Origin of the sequence: Bacteroides sp. OM05-12 (assembly GCF_003438995.1) — a bacterium.
Taxonomy (GTDB): Bacteria; Bacteroidota; Bacteroidia; order Bacteroidales; family Bacteroidaceae; genus Bacteroides.
In genome coordinates this window covers 254231-270764 of the sequence record NZ_QSUN01000003.1, presented here as the reverse complement: position 1 = coordinate 270764, position 16534 = coordinate 254231, and the positions used below count along the sequence as shown (strand labels likewise).

The 16534-nt window shown below is 40.8% G+C and carries 12 protein-coding genes; 8 read left to right on the top strand and 4 right to left on the bottom strand.

From position 1 onward, the window contains the following. Positions 1–25: 25 nt before the first annotated feature. Positions 26–871, bottom strand: coding sequence for an AraC family transcriptional regulator (locus DXB63_RS04350; RefSeq protein WP_122125170.1), 846 nt, complete (start codon positions 869–871; stop codon positions 26–28). Positions 872–1144: 273 nt separating this feature from the next. Here DXB63_RS04350 and DXB63_RS04345 point away from each other — a divergent pair, with 273 nt between their 5' ends. Then, on the top strand, positions 1145–3841 hold the full coding sequence (locus DXB63_RS04345) for an MBG domain-containing protein (RefSeq protein ID WP_122125169.1): 2697 nt from the start codon (positions 1145–1147) through the stop codon (positions 3839–3841). A 57-nt stretch (positions 3842–3898) separates the two neighbouring features. Here the strand turns inward: DXB63_RS04345 and DXB63_RS04340 are convergent, their stop codons facing one another. Both DXB63_RS04340 and DXB63_RS04335 read right to left on the bottom strand, forming a co-directional pair. Further along, complete coding sequence (locus DXB63_RS04340) at positions 3899–5692, bottom strand: bifunctional DNA primase/helicase (RefSeq protein ID WP_122125168.1); 1794 nt, start codon at positions 5690–5692, stop codon at positions 3899–3901. Positions 5693–5703: 11 nt separating this feature from the next. Beyond that, on the bottom strand, positions 5704–6318 hold the full coding sequence (locus tag DXB63_RS04335) for a DsbA family protein (protein ID WP_122125167.1): 615 nt from the start codon (positions 6316–6318) through the stop codon (positions 5704–5706). Between the two features lie 650 nt (positions 6319–6968). Between DXB63_RS04335 and DXB63_RS04325 the strand changes: the two genes are divergently transcribed. From DXB63_RS04325 to DXB63_RS04295, 7 genes are all read left to right on the top strand, one after another. Beyond that, complete coding sequence (locus DXB63_RS04325; RefSeq protein WP_122125165.1) at positions 6969–8105, top strand: PCMD domain-containing protein; 1137 nt, start codon at positions 6969–6971, stop codon at positions 8103–8105. A gap of 16 nt (positions 8106–8121) precedes the next feature. Beyond that, the gene (locus tag DXB63_RS04320) at positions 8122–8892 is read left to right on the top strand and encodes a porin family protein (RefSeq protein ID WP_122125164.1); all 771 of its coding nucleotides are present in this window, start codon (positions 8122–8124) and stop codon (positions 8890–8892) included. Between the two features lie 47 nt (positions 8893–8939). Next, a complete protein-coding gene (locus DXB63_RS04315; RefSeq protein WP_122125163.1) occupies positions 8940–9656 on the top strand; it encodes a calycin-like domain-containing protein in 717 nt (238 codons plus the stop codon). A 289-nt stretch (positions 9657–9945) separates the two neighbouring features. Further along, a complete protein-coding gene (locus DXB63_RS04310) occupies positions 9946–12606 on the top strand; it encodes a calycin-like domain-containing protein (RefSeq protein WP_122125162.1) in 2661 nt (886 codons plus the stop codon). Between the two features lie 96 nt (positions 12607–12702). Then, complete coding sequence (locus DXB63_RS04305) at positions 12703–12855, top strand: toxin PIN (protein ID WP_122125161.1); 153 nt, start codon at positions 12703–12705, stop codon at positions 12853–12855. 146 nt (positions 12856–13001) lie between these two features. Beyond that, the gene (locus DXB63_RS04300; RefSeq protein ID WP_122125256.1) at positions 13002–14462 is read left to right on the top strand and encodes an ATP-binding protein; all 1461 of its coding nucleotides are present in this window, start codon (positions 13002–13004) and stop codon (positions 14460–14462) included. 100 nt (positions 14463–14562) lie between these two features. Further along, a complete protein-coding gene (locus DXB63_RS04295) occupies positions 14563–15843 on the top strand; it encodes a serine dehydratase subunit alpha family protein (protein ID WP_122125160.1) in 1281 nt (426 codons plus the stop codon). A gap of 82 nt (positions 15844–15925) precedes the next feature. On the opposite strand, the gene DXB63_RS04290 is transcribed toward DXB63_RS04295, so the two are convergent. After that, on the bottom strand, positions 15926–16510 hold the full coding sequence (locus DXB63_RS04290; RefSeq protein WP_122125159.1) for a peptidylprolyl isomerase: 585 nt from the start codon (positions 16508–16510) through the stop codon (positions 15926–15928). Between the last annotated feature and the right edge of the window lie 24 nt (positions 16511–16534).

The window sequence follows — 16534 nt, the reverse complement described above, 5'->3', positions numbered from 1 at the left end:
TATAACAAAATTCCCGAATAAATTCCTAACTATTCCGATATTTCTGCGGTCCCATACCCACATGTCTTTTAAAATATTTTCCAAAGAAGGAAACATTGGCAAAGTTCAGGGAATCGGCTATCTCGTTTATCGGCAGATTCGTTGATTTAAGTTGGGCTTTGGCATCCGTTATGACCATCTCTGCAATAATGTCCATTACGGTTCTTCCGGTAACTTGTTTGATGGTATTACTCAGGTGTGTAGGCGTTATTCCTATCTTTTGTGCATAGAAAGATATGTTTCTTTCCTGTGCATAATGCTGTATGGCAAGATGTGCGAATTCTTTGCAAATCTTTTCGTTACGACTGAAAGACGGATTATCCGTCAGTTTATTGGTGGCCTGATAAAGTTCTTTGAGTCGGTAAAGTATAGAAAGCAAAATACACTTTAAAACATCTGGATTTTGGGATGGATTCAATTCATACGTGCGAATCAGCAATTTAAAGTAATCTTCATATAGTTCGGCAAACCTTGAAGGAACGCTGATTACCGGATTGCTTTTTATAATGTATAGGAAGTCGATTAATGACTTTGCAATATTTACACTGTTGATGAATTTGGAAGAAAATATCATAAAATAAAGTAGCAAGTCACCTTCCGCTTTATGCAACTGTATGATACTGCCGGGTGAGAGCGTGAAAAGATCGTTGCGTTTAATCGTTTGCCGGGACAGGTTAACGGTCGCATCAATGCTTCCTCCCATGCATAAAACGAATATTTCCGCATTCAATCGGCAAGGATAATTCTTGTAAAGGTTGAGGATATTTTCGGTGATTCCCGTTCCAATAACGAAATCATCAGGAATATCAATTTTAGGCAATGTCTTTTCCATGGCTTTCTTTATTTGATGATGTCTACAAATATAGGGCTTCTTTTATAAAGTAGGATGCAAATTTAAGAAAAAGAACATTTGTTTTAAAAAAAAGAACATTTGTGTAAATGCAATAATGCTGTTATTTTGTATGTAATGGGAGTGTTTTTAAGTAATGGGACATATTTAAATATGAATAGACCTTGACCGGTCTTTTGTAATAGCGTTACTTTGCGGTGCTTAAAAATAGACTGATTTGAATATTTATTAGCGAATTATTAAACACGATTAATTATGAGAAGATTTTTTACGTTGGTAGCTTGTGCTACATTGTTAGGAATGAGTAGCTTGCAAGCTCAACAGATCAGAGGAGACTTTGATGTTCAAACGGAATGGGGACCGGAGACGGCTCTTGGAAGCACTTTTAAAGGTATAGGGATAGAACCGGCAGGATGGAGTGCACTCAATGTTACTCAAATGGGAATGAAGTTTCCGTTGGTTTTTGAAAGTGAAGGCCGAAATGGTAGCGGAAAGAGTATTAAATTGATGAATCGAAAACTTGGAGCTTACGGTATCGGCGCAAATTCTCCGAGTTATATTACATTGGGTGAAACTTGGGTTTACGCGGATATTGCCGGAGTTATGTCACAATTAGGAGGAGGGGACGACCCTGATGATAGCGACGGTGGCTCTATTGGAGGTATTGATTTTACTTTCAGACCGGATTCTATTGTTGGTTATTATAAGAGAGTACATGCGGAACAGAATCCGAATGAAGTAGCACAGATTATTGTATATTCCTGGAATGGAACTTGTACGTCTCAGTCTCCGATAGGAGATGGAATGGACCTTACCGAAAACTTGGAGAAGGTTGATCTGGTAGATCGTGACGTAGATATATTAGGTGTGAAAAATAATAATCAACCGGCAACCGGAATAGAATTGGTAGGAAAAGCTATTTATTCAATGGAGAATGATTTGAATTTCTGGAAACGCGTTGCTGTTCCTATTGACTATTTAAGTGATAAAGCACCGGCGAAGTTGAATGTAATCATTTCTGCAGCCGATTATTTTAATCGTCCCAATATTGGTGCGGAAAATACTTTATATGCAGATGATGTGCGGTTTATCTATAATTCCAAATTAAAATCATTGACAGTTGGCGGTGAAGCAGTAGCGGGCTTTGATGAAGATGTATTTGAGTATACATTGCCGTTGGCATCCAAAGAAGCTGAAATTGCTGCTGTTGCTTATGGTAAAGATGCTACAGTACAGGTTGGTGACGTTTCCACATCTTCGGATGGTAAGCTGACTAGAACCATTACGGTGAATTGTCCTACTTCCGCAGGAGAAAAACAATATGTTTATACCATTAGCTTTAAAGGTGAAGCTACTGTTATTAATCTTCCGGCAGAAGCACCGGTTTTGACTTACGGTGATGAGGTTGAAAGTTTGGGATTCACTACAAATGACCAGACTGTTCCGGTACAATACAAATCGTCTGATGAAAATATTTTGGTATTTGATGTTACTGCAGGTAAATTTAAAGCTGTGGGTGCAGGAACTGTTTCAATTATAGCTTCTCAACCCGGTAGTGATAATTATGCGGGAACTGTAGCTGCTCCTTATAGTGTGACGGTCGCTCCTGCCAAATTGATGGTTTCAATGAAAGATGCTTGGTGTGAACGTGGAGTTGACTTTACTAATGCAAATAAAGGTAAAGGCAAGTGCGGTTATGAATTGGAATATTCAGGTTTTAAATATGAAGATACAGAGGAAGTTCTGACAGCTCCTGTTGCGGTTGAAGGTGTTGCAGGTGCGGAGGCCGAAAAAGTAGGAGAAAGACGTGCCGCTACTTTGTCCGGTGCTACAGCTGATAATTATACGATAGAATATGCTGCCGAACAAAGTTTGGAAATAAAGAAAACAAAACTTACGGTAACAGCTATGTATGCCAACCAGAAGATATCTAATAGTAAGAAAGAAATAATCATTCCTGTTGGTTTGGAAAAATGCCCGTTACGTTTGCAGTATTCAGGATTTGTTTATGCAGAAGATGAAACGAAACTTGCTAATTTACCGATTATTGATTGTAAAATAAATAAAGAAGCAGCTGTGGGCACACAATTCCCTGTTACTTTGACATTGCCGAAAGCTGGAGATGAAAATTATGAATTTGTTAGCGGAATCCCTGAAGGTGTTGTTGTAACTGTAAAAGAAGCTCCCGAACTAACTTTGGCGAAAGAAACGGTAGAAGCTGCTTACGGAGATACGGAAATAGTTCCTGTTCAGGTAACGGCTACGGAAGGTGTCGTATGGGGGATGACTGCTTTGAATTCCAACATTGCATCTGCCAAAAAGAATGCCACGGACGGAACTGTGGATGTCACAGTGAAAAATGCCGGAGTAGCTCAAGTAGTTGTATTTATTGCTCCTACAAAAGTAGGCTCTGATGATGAGGCTAAAGATTATGCAGGTATTGAGAGAATTCTTACTGTAAATGTAGCAAAAGCTCCTCTTGCCGTGGCTGCTAATCCGGCTGCACGTAAGGTTGGTGAAGAAAACCCAGAATTTACATATACCTGTACAGGATTCGTTAATGGCGACGAAGAAAAAGAACTTTCTGAGATATTTACCGTATTGCCGTCATTGACTTGTGTTGCTGATGCGGAAAGTCCGATTGGTTATTATGATATAACATTGGCAGAGGTTGAAGCTCCGAATTATGAAGTAGAATATACTCCGGCTGTTATGGCGATTGTCCCGGCTACGGATATAGATAATGTAGGCGTTGATAATGTTCAGGTGTATTCGGCTGATGGGGCAATCATTGTTGAAGGAAATGATGAGGCTATTCCGGTAAATGTTTATACGGTACAGGGTACATTGGTATACAGTGGAGCTGATACTGCCATTAGAAGTAATATTGAAGCAAATACAATTTATATTGTGAAAGTAGGTTCTTCTGTTACTCGCGTGCTTGTTAGATAATTTATAACTTGTTCTGAAAAACGAGGCTGCCGGTAATCGGTAGCCTCGTTTTTGTTTCTATCCCACCATAGAGCAATGCATCTCCGTTCTCTCATCCCATTCAAACATGGAGATTCCTGCTTTTACGGCACTTCCTGCCCTTAACTTCAGTACCTTTACGACGGAACAATTTTTCTTTCGGTCGGTCTCGATGTCTATCACCGCAGATGATTTCCGGGTTAGTTCCGAGCCGATATGTCCGCGTACTTTTTCCGGTATGCCTGCTGTGTGAACTACGGAGATGATGACCGTGTTGTACTTTTGCGCCAATCCGTGCAGCCATTCAATGAGCCGTACAGCTTCTTCTTCGTCATTGGCGGATGCCATCAGGTCTGCAAGCCCGTCGATGATAATGCTGTGGATGCCGTGATGCCTTTCATCGGCAGCCTTGATAAACTGTTCGATGAGCTGCTGCCGTTTGACACGGGCTACACGGCAGAGGTTGATAATCTTCATGCAGTCCGGCTGATTGGCAAGACGTGCCCTGTGCAGGATGCGTTGCGTGTTTTTATAAGACTGGTATTCAGACTGCTCGGTGTCAAACAGCAGTAATGCCTTTTGTTCCGCATTGGGAAGTATTTGCATACCGAGCGTGTCGATGTTGCACAGCATGGTGTTGAGTGCTCCCGACAGGATGCAGTCGGCATAGTTGCTTTTTCCCGTGCCGGAACCTCCCGTTATGCAAACCAAATCTCCGGCTGCTGCGGCTGCTTCGTGGTGTATGCGCAGAATGGTCTTCGGTTCTTGCGGCGGACAGGCGCAGTCGATGAAACATCCGGCGTATTCTTCCGCCAGTTGGTCGTAGGTGTCTTTTATCGTACTGTTAAGCAATGCGTTTACTTCATTGGCTATTTGTGCAGGCGTTTGTCCGGCGGCAAGTCGCAAGCGGGCAAAGTCGGATATGTCTTTTTCCTCTTTCGTTCCTTTCAATGGCAATAATGCCCGTCCTATGGAATATTTGGAGGCATATTTGTCATACAACTGCAAACTGCATCGTTGCCCCGTCTCGTCCATATCATATAATAAGGTGATATGTTCGAAGCGTTCGGACAACTTTTTCATCAATTCTTCCGGCAGGCAGGCTGTTTCACTGTTCAGGCAAAAAGCGGGTATCTGCATGGCAGCCAGTGTCAGTACGTCTTTCTCGCCTCCGGTGATTACCACCAAGGGAGCTTTACCCGGCAGGTAAGCATATCCGAAATATTCGTCCTTTGCCTTTTTCAAATAGAGGAAACGGGTGTCGGACATTGGTTGGTATAGCTTGGCGGTAGTATCTTCATGGTTGGCAAAGCGATAAAGATACATCGGCTCGGCGGCAGTGGCGGTGCGGGTGCTGCGTGGGAATTTCACCTCTTGCAAACTGTTTACCCGGAAATGTTTCAATACTTCCTTTGTGATGCCGTAAGTGCCCCACCAGCGTAGTTCGTCAGTAGAAAACTCTTTTGTGATGTAGGTTGTGCCGTTGTCTTTTGACGGCATACCCGACGGTAACGAGGAACCTGCGTTAACGGGCAGATTCAGGTCGCACACAATCTTTTCCAAGATGCGGGTAAAGTCGTCCTTGCGCGCACATTCCCATCCGTGGAGTAATCCCACCAAGGCAAAGCAATCGCCGGAGTAGCGTTCGTCACCGAAATCCTTCATGCGGTATTCTCTTTCGTGACGATTGTAATAAATATAGAAAGAAGCTTTGGTGTCCCGGTAGAAAGGGTTGCGGAATTGTGTTCCTGCTTCCCAGTCTCCCGGCACATAATGACGGAATATATCCAATCCGTTGTTTGTCAGACGCAATATGTCTTCTTTGCTTGTCATGCGAGGCGTGTTTATCTGGATTTTTTAATGTTAAAGTAAATCACCGCCTTCCCGTATCCGTGGCGTATCAATATGCCCTGTGCCCTCCAAGTGTTGAGTGCGCTTACCGCCCGCACTTTCTTGTATCCTGTCAGCCTCGATACCTCTTGACGGTCGATACAGTTGTGTTCGGTCAGGTATTCCAACACCTTGTCTATCGCCTTTTCCATCGGCATGATACCGTTTGCCGAGCTGTTCGGGTTGCGTGTAAGCCGCATATCCCGTTTGAGGTTTCTTTTCAACTTTGCAGCCGGGCGGAAATGAATGTCCGACAGTTGTACGTCGCGTGAGCGTACCTCTTTCTTGTCTGTCACCGGACTGCATTTCAATCCGGCGGAAAAGATGCCCAGACCGTCCAGATTAACCTGATATCCGTCGCTGAGGCGTTTGATGAGCTCCTGCTGCAGGCAGCCCAGCACACCGACCACATCACCGTAAGTAAATGATGTGTTCGCCTCAATATCCCGTGCTATCGCGTCGGTGTCCACCGTGCCGCAAGAGACGATTCTTGCGTGAAATGACGGAAGTACCTCCTCCTTTTTGCCCTGTGCGGGCGGGTTCTGATATAAATCGTAGTAAGCTGACATAAATTCTTCTTTTGTTTTTAATTAATACTAATGATGTTTCATTCGTTTTCCAACACCTGTCCAATCGTTTCGGCAAGGGTAAACGATAGGTTCCCCATGGTGGAACGCAAGGATTACCATGGTGAAACGATTGGACTTACAGGGTGGTTTGATCAGAATCGCCCGTGTCCGGAGCCGCAAAGAACGCTGGGGAAATTAACTTTCGTATGTGTTTCTCGTTTACAAAGATACTACATAAAAAAACGTTTGTCAAGTGTCGTCCTTAAAATAGGTGTCTATGCGCTGACCCATAGTGGTTTATTCGTTCAGAAAAAACGAATTCTTTCGTTCAACCGGTCAATCGGTGGCAAATGTTTGCTTTCTGCCTGTTTTTTTGAACCGGATGGTTTTTACCCATATATATTTATATATATGTGGGTAAATGGATTCTTAGATAGAGTCCTTGATTTTTTGTCGGAAAAGGCGATATCTTTCCCGGATTTTAGTAATTGAACAGTAATTTACAGAAATAGACCTTGCTAAGTTGTTGAAATTGCCGTTACTTTGCACCGTGGATTCTATGCTTTTGTAGAAAAAGGACATGAACGGTTTGCAATATGAAATAAAAGTGGTACTTTTGCCGCCTGATTTTTAATAAAACTCAAAGAGAAATGAAGATAAAGTTTTTATTGATACCGATATTTTTCACAGGTCTGCTTTCCTCTTGCATTCAGGATGAGGCTCCTAATGCCGAAGCGGATATTGAGTATTGTGTGATTAAAGATAAGAATATTTTAAAGAATTTAGCAGATACTCTCTTTAAAGCGAATACCGACCACAACCGTATAACGATACGTGTCAAAACGGAGGCGGATATCACTAAGCTGGCTCCGGAATTCGTTCTGACGGAGGGCGCTACAATAAATCCTTTAAGTGGTTCGGCACAGGATTTTACTAAGGGAGCAGTCTTATACACGGTTACTTCACAGGATAAGAAATGGCAAAAGACTTATGAGGTAAGTTTCAGCAGGGCTGAGATGAGAACCGATTTCCATTTCGAACATTTTGAATTGAATACGGAGAATAAAAAGTACTACCAATGGTATGAAGTTTTACCGGATGATGAAACTAAATATTATGATTGGGCAACGGGTAATCCGGGCTTCAAATTAGCGAAAGCATTGGCTAAACCGGATGAATATCCTACTGTTACTTATGCATCCGGTGTGAGAGGTAATGCCGTGAAACTGGAAACTAAGAGTACGGGATCATTTGGCGATATGATGAATATGCGACTTGCTGCCGGAAACTTGTTTCTTGGTACATTTGATGCAGAATATGCATTGAAAGATGCCATGAAAGCTACTTGCTTCGGCTTGCCGTTTAGTGAAGAACCATTGGAGTTGCAAGGATACTATAAGTTTAAAGCCGGAGAGAATTTTCAGGATAAACAGGGAATCATCTTGCCCGATGTGAAAGATTATTGTGATATATATGGTGTACTTTATGAAAACACTCAGATAGTGAATGGAGTGAAAGAGAACGTGATGCTTCATGGAGATGATGTTCTGACGCATCCTTCTATTGTGGCATTGGCGCGCATCAAGCAGGAAGATATTGTGGAAAGTGACGATTGGACGGAGTTCCGTCTTACATTCGATTATAAGAAAGAACTGAGCGATGAACGTCTGAAAAACTATGACTACAATCTTTCTATTGTCTTTGCTTCCAGTGTGGAGGGTGCTTCTTTCCGGGGAGCTGTGGGAAGTGTATTGTATGTGGATGAGGTTTCTTTAATCTGTAAATAGAATTAATAAATTTGATATGAAACGTATTATCGCAATAATATCCTGTTTTTGTCTTTTGGTAGCGGGCGGATATGCCCAGCAGGAACGTAGTGAAAGTATTCTCCGTTCTCTGGCTAAAGGTCTGGAGTATTCTGTTCGTGCCGGATTTAGCGTGGGTGGTACTTCTCCGTTGCCTCTTCCTGCCGAAATCAGGGAAATAGAAAGTTATAACCCTACTGTTTGTATTTCGTTGGAAGGAGACATTCATAAACGTTTCGGCGATTGGGGCTTTATGTTTGGGTTGCGCTTGGAAACCAAAGGTATGCAGACTGATGCTAAAGTGAAAAATTATCACATGAAGATGATTGCCGCCGATAAAGGAGAGATGGAAGGAAACTTTACCGGAAATGTAAAGACGGAAGTTCGTAATACTTATCTGACCGTTCCTTTGCTTGCTACATACCGCATTTCTCCTCGTTGGGATTTGAAGCTCGGACCTTATTTCTCGTTTGTTACCAACCGGGATTTTTCCGGTTCTGTTTATGACGGATATCTGCGTGACGGCACTCCCGTAGGACAGAAAGTGGAGATAACCAAAGACAATCCTGCTACTTACGATTTCTCGGAAGATTTACGTAAGTTCCAGTGGGGAGCGCAGTTGGGTGCAGAGTGGAAAGCCTTTTCACACTTGAATGTCTATGCAGATCTGACATGGGGGCTGAACTCTATTTTCAAGAAAGATTTCAAAACGATAACTTTTGATATGTATCCTATTTATGGAACGCTAGGCTTCGCTTATGCGTTCTGATGAATCGGATTAATAATAACAAGATTAATAATTAAAAAATTAGAATTATGAAGAAAGTCTTACTTACTGTTTGTTTATTCGTTATGGCCGTAATAGCCAATGCACAGTTGGCTGACCAGGTAGCCGGAACGTATACAGGAGATTTGGATGTGTTTTTTCAAGTACAATTTCCTACTTCTAATGATATCTCTGTGGAGATAGAAAAGGCAGATGATACACACATTAATTTCTATTTGAACAATTTTGTTCTAACTGCAGATGATGATGTATTGCCGGTAGGCAATGTGGCTCTTTCTGATATTGAATTAAGACAAGATGTTGATTCTATTAAGTTTACATCTACTCAGCCTATTACTATTACAGCTGGAACTTTGGAGGGTTTTGATTTTTGGATGGGACCGAATTTGGGTGAACTATTAGTTTCTATTTCTGGTAAAGTTGTTGGTGATTCTGTTATTATTGCTCCGATTATTATCCCTTTGGAAGATTTGGGTGAGGTTTCTGTAGTTTTCAAGGGAAAGAATCCTAATTATACGGCTATTCAAACTATCAGAAAGGACAAAGTTGTTTTAACCTCTTCTGCTGTTAAGGAAGAACTATCCTTTGCCGGTATTGAAGGTGCAACAGGTTATGCTATCTATAACATTGCCGGTAACTTGGTAAAACGAGGTTATACAGCAGGCAGTGTAAATGTATCTACTTTGAATAGTGGTATCTATTTGATAAAGATTGGTAGCGCAACGATGAAGTTTGTTAAAAGATAAGGTATAGGAAAATTTATTAAATTTATATGAAACGAGGGATTATTGCATTGGCAGTAATCCCTTGTTTGTATTATAAGACTATCTATTGATTTAAGTAAATTACTACAGTATATTTTATTATCTTCTTGAAAATTAGTGGTAGATTTAAGAATGAGGACATTATATTTTATAAATAGACCTTGTGAGAATGTTATAAATGGTATTATTTTGCAATATTCTAAAATCTGTAGTTTGCATAGGTTTTAGTAGAATGAGAAAATAATATGGTATTAATAAAAAGAAATCAAGAATGGAAAAACTTAGACGTTTATTGATGGTAATGGGAGTGTTGCTTGGTATTAGTTCTACTGCATTGGGGCAGCAAATTAATGGAAATTTTGATACTTTTGAAGTGGGTTGGAATACAGTTGGTCAGCAGCCTGTCGGTTGGAAGGGATCCAATGTGTATCAGACTGTAAAGGCTGTAATCTTTGACACAAGTAAGAAACAACAATTAGTATGGGAAGAAGCATCAGGTTATTCTGAAAAAGCTGTAATGATGAAAAATTTGTATGTTGGTGCTGCCGGAATAGGAACGCAGGCTCCAGGATATATTACATTGGGAACTCCTTGGGTCTATGCTGTTATGGATTTAGCAAAGTGTGATGGAGGAACTCGCGGGGGACAAAGTTTTTCTTTTCAGCCAGATGCTCTTCATGGATATATTAAACGTGTTATGGGAACTGAGACATCTGATAAAAATGGAACATTGAATAATAATGAAGTTGCTAAAATATTTGCATATGCTTGGAAAGGATCAACGAGTAGTACTGTTTCACGCCAAGAAACATTAGGTAAAAGTACTGTTACAACTGCTGAAATGATAGATCGCGATAAAGATGTATTAGGAATAATTACTAGTGGAGTAACTAAAAGTAATTTTGAATTAATAATGAATACGGAATATTCTATTAATCCAGCTTCTGATACAGAATGGAAAGAAGTGACTATTCCATTAAATTATTTGAGTGAATCTATTCCGGAGAAGATAAATGTTATTATTTCATCAGCTGATTATTTTACTACTGATAAAAGTAAAATAGGAGATAATAATATCTTATACGCAGATGAATTTACATTTATTTACTATTCTACTTTATCTGATTTAAAATATGATGGTAGTACAATTTCTGGTTTTACAGAGGAAACCACTACATATGATATGTCATCAGTTGTTTTTGATGAAAGTTTACTTTCATATATAAAGAAAGGAAAAGGAGCTTCTGTTTCTCATAATTATGATTATTCGACAGGAATTCTAACTATAACTGTTTTAGGAAATGATTATAATGCTACTACTAATCCTAATATGCACCAATATGCAATTCAGTTTAAGAAAGTCACTCCAATGTCCACTTTGTCTGATTTGAAATATGATGGTGTTACGATTCCTGGTTTTGCAGAAGAAACTATTTCATACGATATGTCATCGGTCGTTTTTGATGAAAACTTGCTTACATATACAAAGAGTGATCCTACATCTACAGTAAAACATATTTTCAATAAGATAACCGGTATTTTGACTATTAATGTTTATGGTAGTGATTATGTCGCTGGTATTGAATCTCCTAATTGTCATGTTTATAAAGTTCAATTTAAGCCTGCGGCTGCTTCTGAATATACTTCTTATATTGGAAAATTAGCAATAAAAATGGGTGGACAATTATTGAACATTTCTAATGAAATAGGTGAATCGATAGAAATTACGAGCATTCTGGATAATAAAGTTGATTTGCAGTTAAGTAATTTCTCATTTATGGGAGCTAATTTAGGCGATATTTATTTGAAAGATGTAAGTGTAGATAGTGAAGGTAGAATGATTACCTCTCAGGTTATAACTATTGATGGTGCTGGTGCTTCATTGGGCAATCTACCTGTAACTTTGGATGCGATTATTGTTAATGGTGAATTGAGAGCTTCTATTTCTATTTTGTGGTCTATGGATGAAAATACTCAGATTCCTATTCAAGTAGAACTCTATCCTTATTCAACTACTAATATTGATTTAAGCGATGTTACTTTAGTTGATATGAGTGGTGAACCAATAGAAATAGCCACGATAAAGGCTGGATTAACTAATACTAACTGTTTAGTTTATGTGCAAGCGGGTACTGAGGTTGCTTCTATTGATGCGACGAATGTAATCGCCGGTGATAAAGCTGCAAGCATCGTCATAACAGATAAAGTGCCGTTCCATGCTCCGAAAGCATTTACAGCCGATGCCATCTCTTATACTCGCAACTGCTATCTCGACGGTGGTTGGGAAACAATCATGTTGCCGTTTGCTGTGACTTCCGTAACAGATAACGGTGTGGCTAAAAATTATGTATTGGAGAAATGTACGGGAATGGAGAAAGGTAATACCATTACTTTCGCAAGAGAAACGACTTGGACTGCTAATACTCCTTATATAATCTCTTTCGGTGAAGCAACAGGTGCGGCAGGAGAAACTAAACCTTATGTGTTCAGCGGTAGCGGAGCTATTGGAGTTACAGAGCCGTCGTATGTAGTGAATGAATTTAAAGGTAGCTATATAGATGAGGATATTGCAACTGCAAAAGCTGCTTATATGATGAATGCGGCAGGAACCAATTTTGTTCCTAATGAAGCAAATTCTGTTGTATATCCGTTCCGTGCTTATATCGATAACTCCGGCAATAAATTTAATGCTCCTAATTTCAGTGTGGAACATGATGGTGGAGCAACAGGTATGAATGCTGCGGACGTTACATCAGAGAGAGTATATGCTCAGGATGGCAATATCATAGTGGAATCTGCCACAAAGGTTGTTGTTGCTGATTTGAGTGGACGTATTGTACGTACCATTAACGCACCGGAAGAGGTGACAGTTATCGAAGGATTGTCTAAGGGCTTCTATATTGTAAACGGACATAAAGTCTTTGTGAAGTAATAAAAAGAAACGAACTAAGCTGTGTTAATGAAGTTAAGACTTCGCTAGCATAGTTTAGTTTATTTTTCCAATAGTAATATATAACGAGAAAAGATTATGAAAAAGTATATAAAGCCGGAAGTAGAAATCATAGAAGTAGAATTGGAAAATGTTGTAGCAGCCTCTCCCGATGCACCGGGATTTGATCCGAATGGTTCAACATCTTCTACCCGTTCTAAGAAAAGATTCTGGGGAGATGAGGAAGAATAAGATTATTTAATGTCTAAATAAGGAAAGAAGAGGAACGGATTCTAATATTTGTTCCTCTTTTTTTGTGGATGCCGGTAGGGACTAATTTGTTATTTCCATATTATATAGCAAAAAAAGAGTACTTTTGTAAATCAATAATATATGGTATGAAAATAGGCAATCTTGAGGATATAAAGAACCTGATAGTTCAGAATGAAAACGAACAAATAGAATTTAAAGAAACCACCGGACAGTTAGAACGCGGCATGGAAACGCTTTGCGCCTTGCTCAACGGGGCGGGCGGAGCCGTGTTGTTCGGCGTGACAGACAAAGGAAAGGTAATCGGCCAAGATTTGAGCGACAAGACAAAACGGGATATTGTAGAAGCTATCAGGCGAATAGAACCATTGCCTGCAATCAAAATTTCTTATACCACCATTCCTGATACAAATAGGTATGTGATTGGTCTTCATGCTGATGCACAACTGAGTGCCCGCCCTTTTACCTATAAGGGAAGAGCCTACCACCGGATGGAAAGTGTAACATCTGTCATGTCGCAGGAAAAATATAACTTATTGCTGTTACAACGGGGTGGTAAATATGGATGGGAGACTATTATCAATGAGAATTTGAAAATAGAAAACCTTGACTCGAACATTATCCGCGGTGCAGTCCGTATGGGTGTTGAGAGTGGGCGTTTGCCGGAAACGACCATATTGGAAGAGATTCCGATCATCCTCGGAAAATTCGATCTCTCATTTGGTGACGGCAAACTAAAAAATGCAGCGGCGGTATTGTTCGGCAAAAACTTGTCGGATTATCCGCAGTGTCTGTTACGGATGGCACGCTTCAAAGGGACGAATAAAGACGAGTTTGTGGACAATCTGCGTGTACATGGCAATATTTTTGAACTACTGGATGCAGCTATGGCTTTCTTCTTCAAACATCTGTCACTTTCCGGAAAGGTTGAAAAGCTGTATAGGGAAGAGGAACTGACCATTCCCTATAAAGCCTTGCGCGAGAGTTGCATAAACAGTTTTTCACATCGTCTGTACCATAAACCGGGCAGTTCCGTCAGCATAGCCATCTATGATGATCGTGTGGAAGTCACGAATAGCGGCACGTTTCCGGAGGATATGACATTGGAAAGGTTGCTGGGACCGCATGATTCTGAACCACAAAATCCTATTATAGCCAATGTCCTTTATAAAAGTAAGGTGTTGGAAAGTTGGGGACGCGGCATTGGGCTGATGGTCAGTGAATGTCGCCGTGTGGGGCTTCCTGATCCGGAGTTTCATTCGGACGGTGCTTTTGTGCAGGTGGTGTTCCGTTATGTACGGGATACTGTCGGGCAAAATCCCACTGCTACCCCACAGTTACCCTACAGTTCCCCGACAGTTATTCCACAGGTTGAAAAAGTTCTGGTAGCAATCGGTGACAATACATATTCGGCTAAAGAAATTATGAAGTTGATGGGTCTGAAAGATAAAAGCAACTTCTTGGAAAACTACCTTTATCCGGCCATAGGGCTGAAATTGGTAGAGTCACTTTATCCCGAACAACCCAAACATCCCAAACAGAAATACCATTTGACGGAAAAGGGGAAAGCTTTATTAAAGAGAAGTTAACGAATGGCTAAAAGAAACAGTGCTTTTTATTTCAACTATTTTGTATCGTCTAATCAAACTTTTTGTATTTTTGACGAGAAAATTATATTACCGCATAACTATGAAAGAATCTGAAAGAAAACAGATTATCGACCTGATCAATCGTGAAGTGATTCCGGCGATAGGATGTACAGAGCCGATTGCTGTGGCGCTTGCCGTTGCAAAGGCAAGTGAGACATTGGGCAGATGTCCTGAAAAGATAACCGTTTATCTAAGTGCGAATATTCTGAAGAATGCCATGGGAGTGGGGATTCCCGGAACAGGCATGATCGGTCTGCCGATTGCTGTGGCTTTGGGTGCATTGATCGGTAAGTCGGAATATAAACTGGAAGTATTGAAGGATAGTACGCCGGAGGCAGTGGAACAGGGAAAGAAGATGATTGCCGGGCGTAGAATAGATATTCAGCTAAAGGAGAATATAGAAGAAAAGCTATATATAGAAGCGATTTGCGAGGCTGAAAGTGATAGAGCAGTTGCAATTATTTCCGGTGGACATACCAACTTTATATATGTGGCCCATGGTGAGGATATTTTGCTTAATAAGCAACAAGCCGGAGCAGTGGATGCAGAAGAAGAGTGTCTGGAGCTGAATCTCCGTAAAGTATATGACTTTGCGATGACCGCCCCATTAAGTGAGATTCGTTTTATCCTGAAATCGGCGGAGTTAAACCGTAATGCTGCGGAGAAATCCTTTGAAGGAAACTACGGGCATGCACTGGGAAAAACAATGAGAGGCAGTTATGAGCATCAGGTGATGGGGGATTGTGTGTTCTCTCATATATTATCTTATACTTCTGCGGCTTGTGATGCGCGTATGGCGGGTGCCATGATTCCTGTCATGAGTAATTCGGGCAGCGGCAATCAGGGAATAGCTGCAACCCTTCCTGTTGTGATATATGCGGAGGATACGCATAAGAATGAAGAAGAATTGATTCGTGCTTTGACATTGAGTCATCTCACAGTTATCTATATCAAACAAAGTTTGGGACGCTTATCTGCTCTCTGTGGTTGTGTAGTGGCTGCTACCGGTTCCAGTTGCGGTATTACTTATCTGATGGGTGGCACGTATGAGCAGATTTCTTTTGCAGTAAAGAATATGATTGCCAATCTGACCGGAATGATTTGTGACGGTGCAAAGCCCAGTTGTGCCATGAAGCTGACTAGCGGGGTTTCTACTGCTGTGATGTCCGCCATGATGGCAATGGATAATAAATGTGTAACGTCTGTGGAAGGGATTGTCGATGAAGATGTTGATAAGAGTATCCGTAACTTGACCCTAATAGGTTCTCAGGGAATGAATGAGACCGATAAGCTGGTGTTGAAGATAATGACGTCGAAATAAGTTAAGAATTAAGAATGAAGAATTGAGAGTTGTCATTCGGATAATATAACTCTCCACTCTTCATTCTTAACTCTTAACTTATTTAATGGCAGTGTCCGCCGCAACCGCAGCCGTCACCACATTCTTCATCGCCGCAGTCGTCTCCGCAACATCCGCAACTGCATCCACCGCCACCGCTCATCATGTTGAGAGTACCTTGTATTTCTTCGTTGGTAGCAGGACGTGATTCAACGATTTCTCCTACAAAAGTAAGGTTGTTTCCGGCAAGCGGATGGTTCAGATCCATAACCACGATGTCTTCTTTAACTTCTACAACCGTACCGTTCATGCGTTGTCCGTCTGCGTTCATCAAAGGAACTACATTGCCTGCAAAGATACGTTCGGTATCAAACTTACCATCTATTTCAAATATGTTTTTAGGCAAATCAAGAACATGCTCTTCGACATATTCTCCGTAAGCCTGGTCGAAAGGTATCGTAAATTCGAATTTATCGCCGGCCTTCAGATCTTTCAGTTGAGCTTCGAAAGCATCGAGCGTAGTACCCAATCCTGAAATGAATTGGAAAGGATGTTCCGTGGTTGCTTTTTCTACTAAGTCTTTTTCGCCGTCTTCTGTAACATATAGCTCATAGGCTACAGTAATGTACTTGTTTGGGGTTGTCTCCATTTATAATTTCACTTTATGATTTTT